Genomic DNA, 18,985 nt, shown 5'->3' with positions numbered 1-18,985 from the left:
ACAACCATCTTCCTCCTCGTTGCCGGGCCATGCCGAGTGACCTACGCCGACGCTGTGGTGCCGAGCCGCCGCGCGATCTCGTCGAAGGCGTCGGTGAGCCGTTGACCTGCGCCGCGGTTGGCCATGCCCTGCCGGCCCGGTCCCGGTCCACGAATCGGGTCGAAGCGATCGAGGGTGGGATGCGGGAGTGCGGCGTCCCAGCCCGCTTCGGCGTTGCGGCTGAGCAGGACGACCACGCGCAGCTTCGGGAGCAGGTCGAGGAGGCCCGGCAGCCAGCGTGCACCGAGGCGCAGGTCTTCTGTGCTCGGGTCCGCGCCCTTCGGCAGTGGCTGGGGTACCGCGTTCCAGTGGGTGATCCGGTCGAAGGCGAGCCCGACGCGGCGGCAGTGGTCGAAGCAGTTGTTCGACGGGAAGTCGTTGTTCTCGAGGGACAGGAGGCCTGAGCCGCCGCGTTCGCGGATCGCGTACTCACTGGGATGGGAGAGCACGAACAGGACCTCGGCCGCCGTCCCGCCGTGCGCGGGGTCGGGGTAGGGGATGCCCGCGGGATTCAGGCCCAGGGTCGCCGCGACCTCGTCGGCGTAGGCGATCAACGGTGCCGCGTGCGGTTCCCTGAAATCCATCATCTTCATCCGCACATGCACCCAGTCGGCGTTGGCGTTCTTCTCCACTGCGCGACTCCCGAGCGTCGGGGACCGGACCCCCGGAGCATCCCAAGTCACGCGATGGCCGCCGTGCCCGCCCTTGACTGCATACCCCCTGGGGGTATGTTCCGGCACATGGACCACACCATCGAGAGCGAGACCCGCGGCTGGGCGTCCGTGTCCTGGTCCACGGCCGCGCAGGCCACGCTGCACTGCCTCACCGGGTGCGCGATCGGCGAGGTGCTCGGCATGGTCATCGGCACCGCGCTCGGGTGGCACGGCGCCGCGACGGTCGTGCTCTCCGTGGCGCTCGCGTTCGTCTTCGGCTACGCCCTGACCATGCGCGGGGTGCTGCGCGCCGGGGTCGGGTTCCGCCGGGCCCTGCGTGTCGCGCTCGCCGCGGACACGGTCTCGATCGCGGTCATGGAGATCGTCGACAACGGCCTCATGGTCGGCATCCCCGGCGCGATGGACGCGGGCCTGGGCAGCGTCCTGTTCTGGGGCGCGCTGGCGGTCTCGCTGGCCGTGGCGTTCGTCGTCACCGTGCCGGTCAACCGCTGGATGATCGGCCGCGGGCGCGGCCACGCGGTCGTGCACGCCTACCACCACGCGGGGTGAGAGGGAGTCAGGTCGACGCGTCCCGCAGCACCTGCTGGAGCTCCGGGTACGGGATGCCGGCGGGCGGCACCGGCCTCGGCGCTGGCGCGGTCGCCGTCGGGCCGGGCCAGCGACGCCGCGACCCCGGAGCTCGTCGTGCCGACCGCGGGGTGCCCCGCGCGTGCGAAGGTCAGCGCGGAGGTCACGTCCCAGGCGTTGGGCAGCAGCATCGGCGCCGGCCCGTGGTGGAGTGCGGCGAAGGTGGTCACGGGGCGAGTCTGGTGCAGGCCCCGGAGGGAGACACATGATCGACAGGTCGATCGTCGGGAGCGGGGCGGCGAGCGAGGTGGTGACCCTCGAGCGCGGCCGGCTGCGCCTGTTCGCCCGGGTGCTGGGCTACCCGCCCGACGGCGTCCACCGCGACGTCGCCGCGGCCCGCGCCGCCGGTCACCCGGACCTCGTCGTGCCGCCGACCTTCCTCGCGGGCCTCGAGACCGAGACCGAGATGATCTACCGGACGCTCGAGGAGGTGGGCGTCGACCTCGCCGCCGTCCTCAACGGCGAGCAGCACTTCACCTACCACCGCACGCTGCACGCGGGCGACGACGTCGTGCTCACCACCCGGATCGTCGACGTCCACGAGCGCGGCCGCCTGGACCTCCTGGTGCGCGAGACGGCCGTGACCCGCGGCGACGAGCTCGTGGCGGAGCTGCGGAACACGATCGTCGTGGTGAACGAGGTGGCGGCGTGAGCGGGACGCTCGAGGTCGGCACCGAGCTGCCGCCGGTCGAGACGGGTCCGATCACGCGCGCGATGCTGGCGCTGTTCGCCGGGGCGTCGGGCGACCACAACCCGATCCACATCGACACCGACGTCGCGCGCGCCGCCGGGTTCGACGACGTCTTCGCGCACGGCATGGTGCCGATGGGCCTGCTCGGGCGGGTGCTCGTCGGCTGGTTCGGACCGGAGCGACTGCGCACGTTCGGCGGGCGGTTCCGGCGCATCACGCCGGTCCACGCACGGCCGCTCTGTCGGGGACGGGTGGAGGAGATCGTCGAGGTCGACGGCGAGCGGCGCGCGCGGCTCGCGCTGTGGATGACGATCGACGACGGAGATCCGGTGATCACGGGAACCGCCGAGGTGGCGCTCGCCTGACCCGTTCGGCCCAGCGTCCGGCGAAGCGGGTGACACCCCGTGAGCCTTTCCTTGACCGACTTCGGTCCGGCGGGGCGAGAATCGGGGCGGCTACCCCTGCCGAGAGCCCTGGAGCGCATCGATGAAGAAGCTTCTCAACGACCCGGCCGACATCGTCGCGGAGTCCCTGCGCGGCGTGGAGCGCGCCCACCCCGAGATCCGTGTCGACCACGAGAACCGCATCCTCTACCGCGCCGACGCGCCGGTGTCGGGCAAGGTCGGCCTGCTCTCCGGCGGGGGCAGCGGCCACGAGCCCGCACACGCGGGGTTCATCGGCCCGGGGATGCTCGACGCCGTCTGTGCCGGCGAGGTCTTCACCTCGCCCGTGCCCGACCAGATGGCCGAGGCCACCAAGAAGATCGACGGCGGCGCGGGCGTCCTGCACCTCGTCTGGAACTACACCGGCGACGTCATGAACTTCGACATGGCCGCCGAGCTCGCCGCCGCCGAGACCGACACCGCCGTCGAGGCCGTCGTCATGAACGACGACGTCGCGGTCGAGGACAGCCTGTTCACCGCCGGCCGCCGCGGCACCGGCGCCGCGATCGCCGTCGAGAAGATCGTCGGGGCGGCCGCCGAGCAGGGCCGCAGCCTCTCCGAGCTCGCCGACCTGGCCCGCCGCGTCAACGACGCGTCGCGCAGCATGGGCATGGCGCTGACGTCGTGCACCGTCCCCGCCAAGGGCAGCCCGACCTTCGACCTGCCCGACGACGAGATCGAGATCGGCATCGGCATCCACGGCGAGCCGGGCCGGCGCCGGGTCCCGCTCGCCTCCGCCCACGACATCGCCGAGATGCTCGTCGACCCGATCCTGGCCGACCGCGACTTCACCGGCGGCGAGGGCGTGTTCGTCTTCGTCAACGGCATGGGCGCGACCCCGCAGCTCGAGCTGTACCTGATGTACAACGAGATCGCCGCCCTGCTCGACAAGGCGGGCATCGTCCCGGTCCGCACGCTCGTCGGGCCCTACGTCACGAGCCTCGACATGGCCGGGTGCCTGGTGTCGATCACCCGCTTCGACGACGACATGCTCCGGCTCTGGGACGCCCCGGTCGCCACCGCCGGCCTCCGCTGGGGCATGTGATGGCGGATGTCGGCGTCGACACCCTCCAGACGTGGCTGCGGACGTTCGCCGCGTCCGTCGCCGAGCAGCAGGACACCCTGACCTCCCTCGACGCCGCCATCGGCGACGCCGACCACGGCGCCAACATGCACCGCGGCATGACCGCGGTGGTCGACGGCCTCGCCGCGACGCCCGCCGGCGACCCGGCGGCGCTGTTCAAGCAGACCGGGATGACGCTGGTGAAGTCGGTCGGGGGAGCCAGCGGGCCGCTGTACGGGACGCTGTTCCTGCGGATGGCCCCGGCGACGGGCGGGGCGGCGACGCTCGACGCGGAGACCTTCGCGAAGGCGCTGCGGGCCGGGCTCGAGGGCGTGGTGGCGCGGGGGAAGGCCGAGGTCGGCGACAAGACCATGGTCGACGCGCTCACCCCCGCCCTGGACGCCCTCGACGCCGCGCTGGCCTCGGGGCGGTCGCTGGCGGACGCGCTGCGCGCGGCGTCCGCGGCCGCCGACGAGGGCCGCGACGCCACGACGCCGATCGTCGCCCGCAAGGGCCGCGCGAGCTACCTCGGCGAGCGCAGCGTCGGCCACCAGGACCCGGGCGCCACGTCGGCCGCCCTCCTCGTCGCCGCGGCGGCCGGCGCCGTCGCGGCGCAGGAGGCCGCGTGACGGTCGGGATCGTCGTGGTCTCCCACAGCCGGGCCCTGGCCGACGCGGCGGTGGCCCTGGCCGGGGAGATGGTCCACGGCGGGGGCGGGGCCGTCGAGGTCGCCGCCGGGGCCGACGACGGGGGCTTCGGCACCGATGCCGTGGCCATCAGCGAGGCACTCACCGCCGCCGACCAGGGCGACGGCGTCGTGGTGCTGATGGACCTCGGCAGCGCCGTCCTCTCGGCCGAGCTCGCCCTCGAGCTGGTCGGCGACGACGTCCGCGAACGCGCCGTGCTGTGCCCCGCGCCGCTGGTCGAGGGCCTGGTGGTCGCGGCGGTCAGCGCGGCCGGCGGGGCGTCGGCGGCGGAGGTCGCGGCGGAGGCGTCGGACGCGCTGCTGGCGAAGTCGGGGCACCTGGGGGCGGTCTCCGACGACCCTGCTCCTGCTCCGGTGGCCGCCGGTGCCGAGGAGACCGCCGTGTTCACCGTCGGCATGCCGCACGGGCTGCACGCGCGCCCGGCGGCGCAGCTCGTGGCCGCCCTGCGCGGGCTCGACGCCGACGTCCGCCTGCGCAACGTCACCCTCGACGGGCCCGAGGTGTCCGGGGCGAGCCTGTCGCGGGTCGCGACGCTCGGCGCGCTCCGGGGCCACGAGATCGCCGTCCGGGCGGGCGGCGCCGACGCCGGCGAGGCCGTGCGGCGTCTGCTGGCGCTGGCGGCGGACGACTTCGGGGAGTCCGGGACGGCGCCGGTGGTGGCCCCCGCTCCGGTCGGTGCCGGGCGCCCGGTCCCGGCCTCGCCCGGGATCGGGATCGGTCCGGTGCGCGCGGCCGGCGCGGCCCCCGTCGCCGTGCCCGACGCGCGTCCCGGCACCCCGGACGAGCAGCGCGCGCGCCTCGACGACGCCCGTGCGGTCGTCCGCGCGCACCTGCAGACCGTCCGCGACCGGGCGGCCCGCGAGATCGGTGCCGCCGAGGCCGCGATCTTCGACGCCCAGGTGCTGCTGCTCGACGACCCCGAGGTGCTCGCCGACACCGGCGCCCGCCTCGCGTCCGGCACCGACGCCGCGCGCGCCTGGGCGGACGCGCTCGACGACGTCGAGGCCCGGATGGCCGCGGCCGCCGACGAGTACCTGCGCGCCCGCGCCGCCGACGTGCGCGACGTGCGCGACCAGGTGCTGCGGGCCCTCGGGGGCGCCGCGTCCGACGACACCGCCGGCGGGGGGATCGTCGTCGCCGACGAGCTCACGCCCGCCGAGACCGCGGTGCTCGACCCGGCGTCCACGCCCGCGGTGGTGCTCGCCGGCAGCAGCCCCACCGCGCACGCGGCCATCCTGCTGCGCGCGCGGGGCGTGCCGGCGGTCGTCGGGGTGGGCGCCGCCCTGGTCGCGCGGGCGCGCGAGGCCGGCGTGCTCGCCGTCGACGGGAGCACGGGCGAGGTGGTCGTCGACCCGGAGGCGGCGGTCCTCGCCGACTTCCGGGAGCGTGCCGACGCGCTGGCTCGGCGGCGGCACGAGGCGTCGCGGCGGGCACACGAGCCGGCGGTCACCCGCGACGGCACCGCCGTGCTCGTCGGCGTCAACGTCGGCTCGGCGGCCGATGCGACGGCCGGGCTCGGGGCCGACCTCGCCGGTCTGGTGCGCACCGAGTTCGGTTTCCTCGACCGTGCCGACGCCCCCGACGTCGACGAGCAGGAGGCCGCGTACCGGGCGCTCGCCGAGGCCATGGGCGGGCGGCGGATCACCCTGCGCACGCTCGACGTCGGCGGCGACAAGCCCCTCGACTACCTGCCGATGCCCGCCGAGGCGAACCCGTTCCTCGGGGTGCGCGGCATCCGGCTGGCGCTGACCCGGCCCCAGCTGCTCGCCGACCAGCTCCGGGCGATCGTGCGGGTCGCCCACGACCACCCGGTCGACGTCATGTTCCCGATGGTCGCCGGGGTCGACGAGCTCGCCGCCGCCCGGCGCGCCCTCGACGACGCGGTCGACGCCGTCGGTCGGGGGCGGCCCGAGGGCCTGCGGGTCGGGATCATGGTCGAGGTGCCGGCGGCCGCCCTGAAGGCGGCCGCGTTCGCCCCGGACGTCGACTTCTTCTCGATCGGCACCAACGACCTCACCCAGTACACGCTGGCCGCCGAGCGCGGCAACGACGCCGTCGCCGGGATCGCCGACGCCCTCGACCCCGGCGTGCTCGCCCTGATCGCGGCCACCGCGGACGGCGCCGGCGACGACGTGCTCGTGGCCGTGTGCGGCGAGCTGGCCGGCGACGAGCACGCCGCGGCCCTGCTGATCGGGCTGGGCGTGCGCGAGCTCAGCGTCGCGCCGGGATCGGTGGCGACGGTGAAGCAGGCGGTACGGGACGTCGACCTCGCGACGGCCCGCGACCTGGCCGCCGCGGCGCTCGCGTGCCCCGACGCGGCGGCGGTCCGGGCGCTGCTGCGGTGAGCCGAGGTCGGCCCGGCTCTCGATCGGCCGGACCGACCTCCGGCGTCAGCCGACGGTGAGGTTCGCGTCTCCGGTCTTGGTCTCGCCATTGGCGACAACCTTGACGAGAACGCTGTACTGACCCGAACTTGCGCCGCGATAGGTCAACGTTGCCCCGCACGCACCCGAGGCCTGGCCCCTGCTGCTCCCGGCTCGCAAGGTGACCGTGACCTTGCAGTTGTCGGTCATGCGATCACCGGTGGTGTCTGTGACGTTGATCCGGAATGTGACAATGCCGGCCGTCGTCGAGGCGCAGGACTTGTCCTCGGCTGTACGGCACGAGGCGTCAGCGAGCTTCATCGTGCCGATCTTGGGTGTCGGAGTCCTTTCCGAGCTCGACTCAGAAGGCTGGCAGTGATTCGTGCCCTCGCCGGCCCCGCCCCTGTTGCTGTTGGAGCCGCCGCCTGCAGTGCCGCCATCCTCGTCGCAGGGCGCGTCAGTATCGTTACCGGTGGTGGTCCCGGTTTCGTTCCCGCTGCTAGCGCCGTCATTGCCGCCGCCGGAGGTGCTGTTCTCGCCGCTGCCCTCTTCGCTTGTTCCGGCGCTCGACGGGTTGCCGGTTGCGCCGGTGTCGGGAGCGCTGCCACCACCCGTTGAGCCTCCGCCCACGTAGCCGCCGCCTCCGTACCCACCGGTTGACCCGCCGTCGTACGGCACGGCCGGTTCGGACGACGGAGGTGGAGTCTCCGACGACGTCTCGCTCGTCGTGTTGCTCGATGTAGGCGCCGCCGCCGACGGCGCAGGCGCCGACTCGGCATTCGCGAAGCGCCAGGTGACTACGCTCCCGCTACCCAGGAGGAGGACGGCCAGCAGTGAGGCCGCCACGACGGGCCATGCCCGGATCCGACGGGCCGGGGCCTCCGGCTGAGCGATGACCGGCGGTGCCCACTCCCGACGCGCACCGGGGCGATAGTTGGTGAGCTCCTCCAGCGAGGGTCTGGCCGAAGTCGCCTCCGGGTGCCCACCACTCGTCGAGAAGTGCGCTTCTGGTGCACCGAGGTGGTCGGGAGGAAGGGGCGCGACGATTGTCTGTGCCCAGCTGTCCGGGTCCGGCATCCCGACCACGGCCTGGAGCGACTGCGCCCGGGCGACGACCTCGCCCAGAGCGGGACGATCCGCTGGGCCCTTCTGTGTCATCTCCGCGATCAGCTCGCGCAGCTCCGCCGGGACGTCGGCCCGCGTCACGGGTGGCGTGGGGTCGAAGCAGATCCGGCGGATGACGGCGCTCTGCGCGACCTCGCCGGAGCGGCGGAACGGCGGGTGCCCTTCGAGCATCTCCCAGAGTGCCGTACCGAGGGACCACACGTCGCTGGCGCCCGTGGGACGTTCCCCGTCCAGCACCTCGGGGCTCGCGTGGTCGAGCGTGTACCCGGTCGCCGTCGACCCCTGCCCGGTCGCCAGCACGAACTTGGCGATCCCGAAGTCGGCGAGCGCCGGGTTGCCGTACTGGTTGCGCAGGAGGTTGGCGGGCTTGACGTCGCAGTGCACGAGCCCTGCCCGGTGTGCCGCTTCGAGAGCCGAACCGATACCCGCGAGCACTGCGACCGCGTCCGCGACATCGAGCCGCTCGCCGGGCCGCACGACGGATCCGTAGGGGCAGTGCTCCATCGCGAGCCAGAAACGCCCGTTCCACTCCCCGGCGTCGACGATGGAGACGATGTTGGGGTGCCCGGCCAGCTCGGCGAGGACGGCCCGTTCTCGGCTGTAGAGGCGCTCGGCGGCCCCACCTGCTGTCGAGGCCCCCACGATCTTGAGTGCCACCCGACGCCCCGTCGATTTCTGCTGCGCCTCGTACACCGTGCTCGAGGCGCCATGGCCGATGGTCTGCACGATCCGGTAGCCCGCCGGCCCTTCCGCCGCGGGGCCACCTCTCGGCCCTGTCATGCGGTTCCCCCTGTCGTCGGTCCAAGGGCGAGCGCACGCCCGCCGATCATCACTCGTTCGAGGAGTCGCAAGTGTTACTGTGAGTACTCAGGATAGATGGCGCCGACGCGTCTGGCGGCTGATTGGCCGAACACGGACGACCATCTCGCGGTGCCTCAGTGATCAGAGACGCAAGCACTTCCTGCTCAGCCGTAACAGGGAGTCACCTCACGTCGATCACAAGTCGGGGGTGCGCGGACCGGTGACGGCCGCGGGCCGGGCCCCTGTCGACCATGTTGGAGACCACCGTGCGCCTGATGCTCTCGCTGCCCGACCGCGACGTCGTCGTGCGGTGCGAGCCGGACGACACCGTGGGCTCGATCGTGGAATCCGTGCTCGGTGCGCCGAGGACGGCGGCGCCGGTGTTCGCCGACGGGCAGCGCCTCGATCTTCGTGCTCCGGCGGGTTCGGTACTCGACGGCGCGACGATCCGGTTGGGCGCGCCGACCGTCTCGGATCACGCGGCTCCCGGCGCCCTCGTCGCTGCGGTGGTCACCGGTCCCAGCGCCGGCACGGTCGTGCCCCTGCCGACCGGCCGGACCACATTGGGTCGCGTCCCGCCGCTGGACCTCGCCGATCGCGACGTGTCGCGGCAGCACGTGCACCTCGACGTCGACGCGGCCGGTTCCGTCACCGCCTCAGACGCCGGGTCGACGAACGGCAGCACCCTCGACGGCCGTCCCCTGACCACGTCGACCGTGGTGAGTGACGGCGCGCTGCTGTGGCTCGGCCAGTCTGCAGTGACCGTGCGGCGGGTCCCGCGGCCGGACGCCGCCGTGCGGGCCGACGGCGAGGGTGGGCTGCTCTACAACCGGCCTCCGCGTCTCACGCCGCCGCGTCGCGCTCGCCGCGTCCAGCTCCCGACGATGCCCAAGGCACCGGAGAAGCGCGACTGGCCAGTGGTCATGATCCTGGCGCCGCTCGCCCTCGGGATCGTCATGGCCGTCGTCCTCAAGCAGCCCGCGTTCCTCCTCTTCGTGCTGCTCAGCCCGGTCATGCTGATCTCGAGCGCGGTGTCCGACCGACGCAAGGGCGTGAAGAGCCACCGGGCGGCGCTGCGTGCGTACCGCGCCGAACGGGAAGCCGCTGAGGAGCAGCTGCGGACCGCGCTCGCCGAGGAGGTCGAGCACCGACGCCGGGACGGTCCGGACCCGGCGGAGCTCCTGGTCGCAGTCCGAGGCCCGGCCTCCACGGTGTGGCACCGGCACCGTACCGACGTGGATTTCCTCGAACTGCGCCTCGGGCTCGGCGACCTCGTCCCGGACACCGAGGTCAAGAGCGGGCACGAGGTCACTCCGGCCGACACACGTCTGTTCGCCGTGCCAGTCACGGTGCGCCTTCCCGACGCCGGCGCGCTCGGCCTCGCCGGGCCGGCGACGTCCGTTCAGAGGCTCGCGCGGTGGTGTGTGGGCCAGGCCGCGCTCCTGCACAGCCCCCGTGACCTCGAGATCGTGCTCTTCACCCAGCCCTCGCGCCGCGACGTGTGGGAGTGGGTGCGGTGGTTGCCGCACCTGCGCGCCTCGGGGGGCGGACCGTGGGTCCGCCTCGGCATCGACGAGGAGACGACGCGGGCGCGCGTGGCGGAGCTGACGGAGGAGGTCGACCGACGTCGCGACCTCATCCGCAGCCGCGGAGCCGCGACGGTCCTCGACCGGCTCCCGACGATCCTCGTCGTCCTCGACGGCGCCCGAGGGCTGCGCAACCTCGCCGGGATGGGCCCCTTGTTGCAGGACGGTCCCGCTCTCGGGCTGGTCTTCCTCTGTCTCGACGATGCCGACACGATGCTCCCGCGGGAGTGCACCGCCGTCGCGTCGTTCGATCGGAACGACCCGAGCCGCCTCGTGCTCCGGCACAAGACTCTTGAGAGTCCGCTCGAGACCGTTGCCGACCAGGTCGGGGCGCGTTGGTCCGAGGCGGTCGGCCGATCACTGGCACCGTTACGTGACGCCGACCCCTCCCTCGCCGAGGGCGCGCTGCCGGACGAGGCACGGTTCACCGACCTCGCCGGGCTCACTCCGCCTCGCCCCGATGAGCTGCTCCGCCGGTGGGCGCAACGACCGCGATCGACGGTGGCCCTGCTCGGAGCAAGCGCTGAGGGCCCCTTCGCGGTCGACATGGCCGACGGTCCACACGCGCTCATCGCGGGGACGACCGGTGCCGGCAAGTCCGGACTGCTGCAGACCCTCGTCGCGTCCCTCGCGGTCGCCAACCGGCCTGACGCGCTCAACGTCCTATTGATCGACTACAAGGGCGGTGCCGCATTTCGCGACTGCGCACGTCTCCCACACTGCGTCGGCGTGGTCACCGACCTCGACGCCGGAGCGACCGGGCGGGCGCTGACGTCGTTGCGGGCAGAGCTCAAGCGTCGCGAGCAGGTGCTCGACGAGGCCGGAAGCCCCGACATCGGTCACTACTGGAACGCGGCTGCGCGTCGCCCCGGTGCCGACCCCTTGCCTCGCCTCGCCATCGTCATCGATGAGTTCGCCCAGCTCGTCACCGAGATGCCCGAGTTCGTGACCGGGCTGGTCGACGTCGCCGCGCGAGGGCGCTCGCTGGGCATCCACCTCGTGCTCGCCACCCAGCAACCCGCCGGCGTGGTCAACAACCAGATCCGTTCCAACACGACCATCCGCATCTCGCTCCGTGTCGCCGACGAGACCTCGAGCACCGACGTCGTCGGCATCCCCGACGCCGGTCGCCTGCCGCGCATCCCCGGCCGCGCCTTCATCAAGATCGGAGCCGAGACGCCGACGGCCATCCAGACCGCCCGGACCGACACGTCCCGTCCTGGCGCTGCCACGAGACGGCGGCGGCCCACGGTGACTCCGGTGCGTTGGGAGACGTCCGGCCAGCCGCTGGCCGAGCCCCCGGAGCCGCCTCTCCCACCGGGTCAGCGCACCGATCTCTCGGAGATCGTCGATGCGGTCGGGGAGGCGGCGCGGCTCGCCGGCATCCCGGTCCAGCGATCGCCGTGGCAGCCGCCGTTGCCGGCGCTCGTCCGAGCAGACCTGCTGCGCGGCCCGGAATGGACCGTGCCCCTCGGACTCGAGGACCTGCCCGAGCAACAACGTCAGCATGCTGCTGTGCTGGACCTGCGCCATGGCGGGCACCTCGCGGTGGTCGGGGCACCGCGTTCGGGGCGGTCCACGGTGCTGCGCACGCTCGCAGCCGGCATTGGTACGAGCATGTCGCCCGACGACGCACATCTCTTCGTCGTCGACTGCGGAGGCTCGGCTCTTCGGCCCGTCGCGGACCTCCCGCACTGCGGAGCCGTGGTCAGCGGTCAGGAGGCCGACCGGGTCGACCGCCTTCTCAGCCGACTGCTCGTCGAAGTGGCACGCCGCCAACGGCTGATCTCCGCCGCGGGCGTCTCCGATCTCGCCGAGTACCGCCACGACATGACCGACGGCGCACCGCCGTACCTGGTGCTCCTCCTCGACGGCTACGAGGGGTTCGTGGGCGTGTTCGGCGACCTGGAGGGCGGACGCGTCGTCACCGACCTGCAGCGCCTGCTCCGTGACGGCCCCGCGGTCGGGGTGCGCGCGGTCCTCGCGGGGGATCGCAGCGTGCTCGTCGGCCAGACGGGCTCGTTGATCTCCGAGCGGCTTGTACTGCGGCTCGCCAGCGAGACCGACTACGCCTTCGCGGGTCTCAGCGCCCGTGAGGTTCCCGAGGACCTCCCCGTTGGCCGAGCGGTGCGCGCGGAGACGGGGACACAGGTCCAGCTCGCGGTCCTGGGTGCCGACCCCTCAGGTCGTGCCCAGTCGGCGGCGTTCGCCGAGGTCAGCGTCGCGGCTCGGACGCGTCCCGGGCCTCGCGTCGCCCCGATGCGGGTGGACCCTCTCCCGGACGCGATCTCGCTGGAGCAGGCACGGGCGCTGCCGCGCGGGCCGGGCGTCCTGGTCGGGGTCGGCGGCGACGAACTCGCCGGACTCACCCTCGATCCCCTCGTCGATGGCCGCTCCATGCTCGTTCACGGCCCGCGACGCAGTGGACGCAGCACCGCGCTCGCGGTGATGGCACACGATGCCCTCGCCGCCGGGCTTCGGGTGATCACATGGACGACACGGCCATCGCCGCTGCAGGACGTCGAGGGTGCGGCCGACCTGCGGGGCGCCACCCTTCCCGAGGAGGATCTGACGGCCTCGCTGGCCGACGGGCCGGCGTGGGTACTGGTGGACGACGTGGAAGCCGTCGCCGACCAGCCGGCGGGCGCCGCCCTGACTCGTCTGCTCAAGAACGGCGGTGAGGGCCACACCGTCGTGATCGCGGGCGCGACCGATCTCGTCGCCGGCGCCATGCGAGGGCCCGCGATCGAGGCGGCGCGCGGCGGCGTCGGTCTGATCCTGTGCCCGAACCAGCCCATCGTCGGTGCGGTCTTCACGGGTGCTCCGCGCGTGCCTCGCAGTCTCGTCGGCGGGGGCTCGCCAGGTCGGGGCGTCCTCCTGCGCGCCGGCTTACTCACGTCGATCCAGGTGCCGTCGGTGGAGACCTCGTGATCACTATTGACGGCTACGCCGTTGGACGGTTCCTCGGACGGGGCGGCTCGGGCGCGGTCTACGAAGCCCGCCAGAACTCGACCGGCCGAGCGGTCGCCCTGAAGTTGCTCGACATCGACGTGACCGACGCCGGGACGCGCCTCCGCTTCGATCGGGAGCGGCGAGCCATGAGCGAGCTCACCGGGCACCCGCACATCGTCTCGATCATCGATGCTGGCGTCCGTGAAGGTCAGCCGTGGATCGCCATGGACCTGTGCCCGCGCGGTTCGCTCGCCGGCCGCGGCGCACCGATGTCGCCCTCGGAGGCCCTGACGACGCTGCGGGCCATCGCCTCCGCGTTGTCGGCGGCCCACGCACGCCAGGTCCTGCACTGCGACGTCAAGCCGGCCAACATCCTGGTGACCGACTACGAGCAGCCCGCGCTCGCGGACTTCGGGATCGCGCGGCTCGCGGTCGGCTCCGGTTCCTCATCGGCCTCGGCGTCGGGTGGTTACACGCTGGACCATGCCGCGCCGGAGGTCCTGGACGGGCGACGGTCGGGGGATCGAGCGGACGTCTACTCGCTGGGCACGACGGTCTGGCAACTGCTCGCGGCCCGGCCGCCCTTTCGCCGAGACGAAGACGCGTCGGCGGCCGCGGTCATGCGTCGGATCATGATGGAGCCGCTCCCGGCGACCGGACGGGCCGACATCCCCCCGGAGTTCACCGAACTGCTCGCGGCCATGACGGCGAAGATGCCGGACGCTCGGCCGACGGCAGCGCAGGTCGTCCAGCGCGTCGACGCGGTCGCGGCGGCGAGCGGGCTGGCGGTCGCGGCTGTTCCGGTCTCCGTGCCGTTCCCCAGGGTCCAGGCGGACCCGCTGGCTCCGCACAGTCGAACCGACGACCGGCCGGAGCTCGCGGACCTGACTCGGTCAGGGCGAGGCGCGGCCCGGGCCGCACCGATCCCGAAGCTTCCTCGGGAAGCGGGGGAGACCGGTCGAGACCGTGTCGTGGTCGTGGCCGTCGTCGCCCTTGCGGCGCTGGCCGTCGCCCTTGGCGGCTTGGTGTCCTGGCGGGTCGGCACGGCCGCTGCGGCCCTTCCTGCCCCGGCTTCTGCTCCGGCGCTCGCTCCACCGGCCGGGCTGGAGCTCATCCCCGCCGGTGGTGTCACGGCACCACCCACGACCGCCGAGGCGACCGCCGCGGCGCCCTCGACGACTCGGCGCAGGGCTCCACGTACGACGACCACGACGACGGTGGCGCCGCCCGTCGTCCCCACGACAAGGATAACGACGACCACGACGCAGCAACCCGGAGGCGGTGGTGGTGGCCTCTTTCCCGGTGAGGATGGAGGCGCCGGAGACGGCGGTGGCGGCGGTGGCGGCGGCCTCTTCGGCGGTGGGTAGGACGTGAACGACAAAGGGCCGGGCTCGCATGCTGCGAGCCCGGCCCGTCGTTGTTCTCAGTGCGCGGTGACGGAGTTCCGCACGGCGTCCTCGGCCTGCTGGTAGGTCTGCGAGGCGTGGATCAGCGTGGTGCTGATGGAGTCCAGTGCCTCCTTGAGCTTGGCCGCCGACTGCGCCCACTGCTCCCACGACTGGTGGAAGGCCGCGGACGCCGCCCCCTCCCATTCGCCGGCGACCAGCGGGGCCACCCGCGACCGCATCGTCGCGAGCTCCTCCTCCACTTGCGCAGAACCCTGCGAGAGCTGCGCGCCCAGATCGGCGAGCTGCTCGGACGTGACCTTGACCAGGGACATTCGTCTCCCCCTCGTGATGTTCTGGGCCCGGTCCCCGGCCCTCGGGTAGCTGGTGGGCGGTCAGAGCTCAAGGGTCGTGCAGGACCCGTCCTCGGGCTGCTTCTCGAAGCGGAGGCTTCGAGCGACGTCGATGCCTGTCGTGGACACGCTCGGCCACGCGGCCTTGTTCGACGTGCTGATGTCGAGGACGACGATCTGATCCCACGCGGGCGACGGAACGAGGAACTCGGCCCGGAAGGTCGGGACAACAGCCTCCGAATCAATTCCGGTTTCCGCTGGCGGCAGGCGGTACTCGCCGAATACGAGGCTGGCCACGGCTGGACCGCAGGGTAGGTTGATTCGTCGTGAGTCTCCGTAGGGTCGACGAGATACGGTGTGCCCCAAGAGTCCGTCGATGGCACGCATGGAGAGATCCCGATCTACAAGATCGGGTTGCTCAAGCGAGTGCATGCCAACCGCGATCGTCCCAAGTGATGGGCCATCGTAAGTGTCGACAACGAATTGACCCAAGAGTCGGACGCCCTGAATGAGTAGGTCGTCTCCCAAACTGATCGCAAGGCTCGCAAAGTCTGGCGAAGCATTGCCCGTCGCCTCGAGAACGCGCTCGGCGAGCAAGCCAGCTTCGACGCGGCGGCGATCAGGGAGACTGGTGAGCGGCAGTTGCACGAACCCCTCGGGAGGTCTCAAGACTACATTGTTCATCGGCTCACCCCTGCCCGCGCTTCGATGTCCTTCTGATGCCCGACCTCGAGCGCGTTCCAGAACGGTACGGCGAGAGCAATGCCTACTGCTGGTCCACCGGCCGCGCCCATCTCGTACATGTGCTTCTGCGTAGGATTTCTGGGTTCCCAGTACTGGTCGTAATGCTCCGTGATGCTACCGAGGGTCATGAGATTGTCGTAAGGCCCGAGCTGTTCCCCGATCTCAGCTGCGGTCTCTGCCCGGCCTATGGAAGAGCTGCCCTTAGCTGCCCCTGTCAGTTTCATCAATGCAGGTGCTCCGGAAAGCACGACAAGGGAAGCGCTGAAACCCAGTTGGGCTGCCTCGCCTTTCAGTTCCTCATCGGTGATCTTTGCGCCATTTCGATAGGCCAGGTAGTGGCCTCCCAGGGCGACCGCCCCGATCGCAACGCCGACCGCCCCCACGGCCTTCGCATGCGGGATCGGCAACGCTCCCACGAGGCTCACAATCCCGCCAATATCTGCTACTACGTCGGAGACGGCCGAAATTAAATTGGCATTGTCCCGCAGAAGCTTGCCAACTTCATCGTCGATCTGTGAGAGCCGACGTCCAGCGGTCCCGAGTACGTCCTGAACATCCTCGAACATTCGTCCGAGTGCTGTGGTGCCGTCAGAATCGGCGAGCTGACCTGAGCATGCGCGCGCCGCTGCCCAATGTCCAGCACGAATGCCATCATATAGTCCACGCAAGACACGAAGTTCGGCGCGAGCCTCCACTTGATCTGCGACGAACGAGGCGACCTGCTGCGGATTCAGTCCCGGGCTCTCGGCACCGTTCGCCTTCCGTTGCGCAGCGACGACACGGGGCAGCAAGCGGTCTGCGGCCCAGCGGAGCTGATCTAGCTTCGAAGCATAGGACGTGAGACCGTCGAAGCAGCGCTCGTACTGCTTGGCGAACTCCTCGAATCCGGCGCTGACATAGAGGTGCGCGCGCCGGAATTCGTCAGCGGCCTGCCCTTGCCACTGGTCGAGCCCACTCATGCCTTGGGAGAGTTCGACATCGAGTGCGCGGATGTCGTCTCTGCGCGACGCGAAGCGCGTCGCCAGGGCGCGTACGGCGGCAGGTTCTCCTGGTGCGGGGTCCGGCCAGCCGACCTCTGTCCAGCCTCCCGCGGCCACCGCAGTCATCGGCTAGCCGCGTTCGACGCGGGGACGGCGACTGACGACCGGATCTGGTCGTCGGTTCCGCGATAGGTGTGGCCGGCTTTGGCCAGGAGGCCCGACATGCGGCCAACTGCATCCGTGGCGTCTTCGACACGTCGGGCAATCCGGCCTTCCGTCTCGTGAGCTTTCGAGACGAGATCGTCGTCCCCGAGATCCCCGATGGCGGAGCGCGTGCCGATCTCGGTCAGGCGCGCGCGGTAGACCTCAAGGCGGTTCGCCGCTTCACCGAGTACTTCGGGATCGACTTGAAACCATGACATCGACGAACTCCCCCTCGATCTGGTCGTCGATCACTCGTCGCGCTGAGCGACGTCGGTGTTGCACAGACCCCTCAATGATCACCCATTCAGCTCAGTCACTACTTACGGAGCGGTGTAACCCGTTGCTCGCGAGCGGCGATGATCGAGTGGCAGACCGGCGTGGAGACGGCGGTGGATGGGGGAGTCGTGAGCGTGGCCGATGGCAGTCGACCAGCCAACCTTGGCCCAGGGCCTTCGACGGGACCGTGGTCAGCGCTCGACGCACCGACGATGATCGGCCGACGTGCGGCGTCGACCACGCACAACCCGCACCCTCGCCCGGAGGTCTCGCGCACGGACCTCGACGCGGCCACTCACGCGCCGTCCTTCGGTCATTTGTTCACCAGCACGAACGTCCGGCGCTCGTCGACTTCCGGGCCCGAACGCCCGAAGGCACCGCGCCGCCATCCAACCTTGATCGCACTCCCGTTGGCTGCACTCGCCGGGCTCGTGGTCATCGGCGTCTCGATCTTCCTGTCCTGGCACACCGACGGCGGTGGGCTCGCCGGCAGTGCCGTCGGCATCGGGGCCCTGGGTGTGACCGCCGCCCTGGGGCTTGCCGCCGTCGCCGACTTGGTGACGGGCCGTATCGAGGCGACAGGTCTCGTGGTGCTCCCTTCCCTCCTGGTTCTCGCGATCCTCGCCGTGGCCGCGACCGCAGCGGCGGCGAGCGACACGGGGGTCCTCGCGCAGCTGGGCCTACCCCCGGGCGTGCACGGGCTTGGTCCGGATGTGCTGCTCTTGGGTCTCGCCGTCACCGCGGTAGTGGGCGTCCTGGCCACGTACGGCTTCGTTCAGGGCTGGGGCTCCGTTGACTCGGCGCGACCGATCCGGTCGCGGCGTCGCGGCGTCGTCGTAGTCTCCGCTGCGCTGGGGGTGCTCGTGCTGCTCGGCGCTTCCGCGGCAGTGCTCGCGACGGCGTCCGCCGCGCCGCCTCCTCGTGCGCCGACCGCCATCGGCGACCCGGCGGCCTTCGTCGGCGGCAACGGCGTTCTGTCCGGGCCTCTGTCGTCGAGCTCGGCGGTGGTGCCCAGCTACGGAGGTCCGATGCCGACGACCGCGTGCCCGCCCACTGCGCAGTCGACGCTGCCCGAGCCTGCCGGAGCCGTCCTGATCGGTCGCAGCACTTCGGTGGCCATCGCACTGTGCCAGGGAGCTTCTGGTCGGCTCTACTACTTCGGCGCGAACCCGACGACGCAGATGACGCTGACGCTCCCGGCGCGGCGCACGGCGAGCACATGGACGGCATCGGACAACGGCCTGACCTATGTGATCACCGAGACGCACGTCGGAGTGCAACGCGACGGCGTCCTCGTCGCCGACGAACCGCTCACCGGCGGGTGGTAGTCCGGTCGCCTGTCGGGCGCTTCTGCCTGCTCAGCGGTGCACGGCCACGAACGGCGATCCGTGCCACTCCATTGCGAGTGCGGCGCTGCCGCGACGAGTCGGGCGCGTCCCCCTGTCATGATCAATCGGTGAATCCCCGCTAGGCGGCGCGCCGGGCTCGCCTACCGTCGGTGGGCGCGCCGCCGGGCGTTCAAGGACCCGACGGCGGTGGCCGAGCTCGCCCTCCGTCTGGTGCGCGCCGCGACGTACTGCCTGGTCGTCACGGAGGCCGAGCACGGCCCGACCGCACCAGTCGTGGAGCCGTTCAGCCTGGCAAGCGACGGCACCATTCGGTTCGGCACCGACCCGGACCCGCGGGTAAGGTCGCCGACATCCGGTGTGCGGGTCGCTGCCTCCTCGCGCACCAGAACGACCGCACCCGGAGCTGCGTCACCATCGAGTGCGATCCCGCTCCGGAGGAGTGGTCCGGCGACGGACCCCCTCGTTTTCAAGCCGATCCGGGTCGCGTTGTGGCTCTCCGGCCCGCAGTCGGAGAGCTACGTGGTCGTGGCGTGCACGCCGACGGCGATGGCGATCCGGGACGGCACCGCGGTCGTCGCACCCGAACCGTTCGGTCGGCCCAGGACCCCACGACCTCGGCGGCG

General features: G+C 71.9%; 16 protein-coding genes. 10 read left to right on the top strand and 6 right to left on the bottom strand.

Annotated elements, in window-relative coordinates:
- Positions 1 to 41: 41 nt before the first annotated feature.
- Complete coding sequence (locus WCD58_RS22710; RefSeq protein WP_337705353.1) at positions 42 to 671, bottom strand: uracil-DNA glycosylase family protein; 630 nt, start codon at positions 669 to 671, stop codon at positions 42 to 44.
- Between the two features lie 108 nt (positions 672 to 779).
- Between WCD58_RS22710 and WCD58_RS22705 the strand changes: the two genes are divergently transcribed.
- Positions 780 to 1,262, top strand: coding sequence for a DUF4396 domain-containing protein (locus WCD58_RS22705; protein WP_337705352.1), 483 nt, complete (start codon positions 780 to 782; stop codon positions 1,260 to 1,262).
- Here the strand turns inward: WCD58_RS22705 and WCD58_RS22700 are convergent.
- Complete coding sequence (locus WCD58_RS22700) at positions 1,244 to 1,510, bottom strand: isocitrate lyase/phosphoenolpyruvate mutase family protein (protein WP_337705351.1); 267 nt, start codon at positions 1,508 to 1,510, stop codon at positions 1,244 to 1,246. The genes WCD58_RS22705 and WCD58_RS22700 overlap by 19 nt on opposite strands.
- A gap of 35 nt (positions 1,511 to 1,545) precedes the next feature.
- Between WCD58_RS22700 and WCD58_RS22695 the strand changes: the two genes are divergently transcribed.
- The 5 genes from WCD58_RS22695 (at position 1,546) to ptsP (ending at position 6,589) form a co-directional block, all read left to right on the top strand.
- Positions 1,546 to 1,992, top strand: a complete 447-nt coding sequence (locus WCD58_RS22695; protein WP_337705350.1) for an FAS1-like dehydratase domain-containing protein — start codon at positions 1,546 to 1,548, stop codon at positions 1,990 to 1,992.
- Positions 1,989 to 2,396, top strand: a complete 408-nt coding sequence (locus tag WCD58_RS22690; protein ID WP_337705349.1) for a MaoC/PaaZ C-terminal domain-containing protein — start codon at positions 1,989 to 1,991, stop codon at positions 2,394 to 2,396. Before WCD58_RS22695 ends, WCD58_RS22690 begins: the two co-directional genes overlap by 4 nt.
- A 121-nt stretch (positions 2,397 to 2,517) precedes the next feature.
- On the top strand, positions 2,518 to 3,519 hold the full coding sequence (gene dhaK, locus WCD58_RS22685) for a dihydroxyacetone kinase subunit DhaK (protein ID WP_337705348.1): 1,002 nt from the start codon (positions 2,518 to 2,520) through the stop codon (positions 3,517 to 3,519).
- On the top strand, positions 3,519 to 4,166 hold the full coding sequence (gene dhaL / locus WCD58_RS22680; RefSeq protein ID WP_337705347.1) for a dihydroxyacetone kinase subunit DhaL: 648 nt from the start codon (positions 3,519 to 3,521) through the stop codon (positions 4,164 to 4,166). Before dhaK ends, dhaL begins: the two co-directional genes overlap by 1 nt.
- Positions 4,163 to 6,589: a phosphoenolpyruvate--protein phosphotransferase gene (gene ptsP / locus WCD58_RS22675; protein WP_337705346.1), complete on the top strand. Its 2,427-nt coding sequence runs from the start codon at positions 4,163 to 4,165 to the stop codon at positions 6,587 to 6,589. Before dhaL ends, ptsP begins: the two co-directional genes overlap by 4 nt.
- 45 nt (positions 6,590 to 6,634) lie before the next feature.
- Here ptsP and WCD58_RS22670 read toward each other — a convergent pair whose 3' ends face one another.
- Positions 6,635 to 8,458, bottom strand: a complete 1,824-nt coding sequence (locus WCD58_RS22670; RefSeq protein ID WP_337705345.1) for a serine/threonine-protein kinase — start codon at positions 8,456 to 8,458, stop codon at positions 6,635 to 6,637.
- A 350-nt stretch (positions 8,459 to 8,808) separates the two neighbouring features.
- Between WCD58_RS22670 and WCD58_RS22665 the strand changes: the two genes are divergently transcribed.
- Both WCD58_RS22665 and WCD58_RS22660 read left to right on the top strand, forming a co-directional pair.
- Positions 8,809 to 13,050: a type VII secretion EssC family protein gene (locus WCD58_RS22665; protein WP_337705344.1), complete on the top strand. Its 4,242-nt coding sequence runs from the start codon at positions 8,809 to 8,811 to the stop codon at positions 13,048 to 13,050.
- A complete protein-coding gene (locus WCD58_RS22660; RefSeq protein WP_337705343.1) occupies positions 13,047 to 14,438 on the top strand; it encodes a serine/threonine-protein kinase in 1,392 nt (463 codons plus the stop codon). The genes WCD58_RS22665 and WCD58_RS22660 overlap by 4 nt, the downstream gene beginning before the upstream one ends.
- 56 nt (positions 14,439 to 14,494) lie before the next feature.
- On the opposite strand, the gene WCD58_RS22655 is transcribed toward WCD58_RS22660, so the two are convergent.
- From WCD58_RS22655 to WCD58_RS22645, 3 genes are all read right to left on the bottom strand, one after another.
- Positions 14,495 to 14,791, bottom strand: a complete 297-nt coding sequence (locus WCD58_RS22655) for a WXG100 family type VII secretion target (protein WP_337705342.1) — start codon at positions 14,789 to 14,791, stop codon at positions 14,495 to 14,497.
- A gap of 60 nt (positions 14,792 to 14,851) precedes the next feature.
- On the bottom strand, positions 14,852 to 15,106 hold the full coding sequence (locus WCD58_RS22650; protein WP_337705341.1) for a hypothetical protein: 255 nt from the start codon (positions 15,104 to 15,106) through the stop codon (positions 14,852 to 14,854).
- 383 nt (positions 15,107 to 15,489) lie between these two features.
- Positions 15,490 to 16,659 carry a WXG100 family type VII secretion target gene (locus WCD58_RS22645; RefSeq protein ID WP_337705340.1) on the bottom strand — a complete coding sequence of 390 codons (1,170 nt, stop codon included), beginning with the start codon at positions 16,657 to 16,659 and terminating at the stop codon, positions 15,490 to 15,492.
- A gap of 68 nt (positions 16,660 to 16,727) precedes the next feature.
- Between WCD58_RS22645 and WCD58_RS22640 the strand changes: the two genes are divergently transcribed.
- Entirely contained in the window at positions 16,728 to 16,952 is a 225-nt protein-coding gene (locus WCD58_RS22640; RefSeq protein WP_337705339.1) for a hypothetical protein, read from the top strand.
- A 141-nt stretch (positions 16,953 to 17,093) separates the two neighbouring features.
- The gene (locus WCD58_RS22635; RefSeq protein WP_337705338.1) at positions 17,094 to 18,341 is read left to right on the top strand and encodes a hypothetical protein; all 1,248 of its coding nucleotides are present in this window, start codon (positions 17,094 to 17,096) and stop codon (positions 18,339 to 18,341) included.
- The last annotated feature ends 644 nt before the right edge of the window (positions 18,342 to 18,985 follow it).

Origin of the sequence: Actinomycetospora flava, assembly GCF_037400335.1 — a bacterium.
GTDB classification, from domain to species: domain Bacteria; phylum Actinomycetota; class Actinomycetes; order Mycobacteriales; family Pseudonocardiaceae; genus Actinomycetospora; species Actinomycetospora flava.
The sequence above is the reverse complement of the archived record's forward strand: the minus strand, read 5'-3'. Positions and strand labels throughout refer to the sequence as shown.

What these genes read in the sequence shown, in the direction of transcription:
- WCD58_RS22705 (WP_337705352.1), top strand. Translation starts at nt 780, where the DNA reads ATGGACCACACCATCGAGAGCGAGACCCGCGGCTGGGCGTCCGTGTCC.
- WCD58_RS22695 (WP_337705350.1), top strand. Translation starts at nt 1,546, where the DNA reads ATGATCGACAGGTCGATCGTCGGGAGCGGGGCGGCGAGCGAGGTGGTG.
- dhaK (WP_337705348.1), top strand. Translation starts at nt 2,518, where the DNA reads ATGAAGAAGCTTCTCAACGACCCGGCCGACATCGTCGCGGAGTCCCTG.
- dhaL (WP_337705347.1), top strand. Translation starts at nt 3,519, where the DNA reads ATGGCGGATGTCGGCGTCGACACCCTCCAGACGTGGCTGCGGACGTTC.
- WCD58_RS22665 (WP_337705344.1), top strand. Translation starts at nt 8,809, where the DNA reads ATGCTCTCGCTGCCCGACCGCGACGTCGTCGTGCGGTGCGAGCCGGAC.
- WCD58_RS22655 (WP_337705342.1), bottom strand. Translation starts at nt 14,791, where the DNA reads ATGTCCCTGGTCAAGGTCACGTCCGAGCAGCTCGCCGATCTGGGCGCG.
- WCD58_RS22645 (WP_337705340.1), bottom strand. Translation starts at nt 16,659, where the DNA reads ATGACTGCGGTGGCCGCGGGAGGCTGGACAGAGGTCGGCTGGCCGGAC.
- WCD58_RS22635 (WP_337705338.1), top strand. Translation starts at nt 17,094, where the DNA reads ATGATCGAGTGGCAGACCGGCGTGGAGACGGCGGTGGATGGGGGAGTC.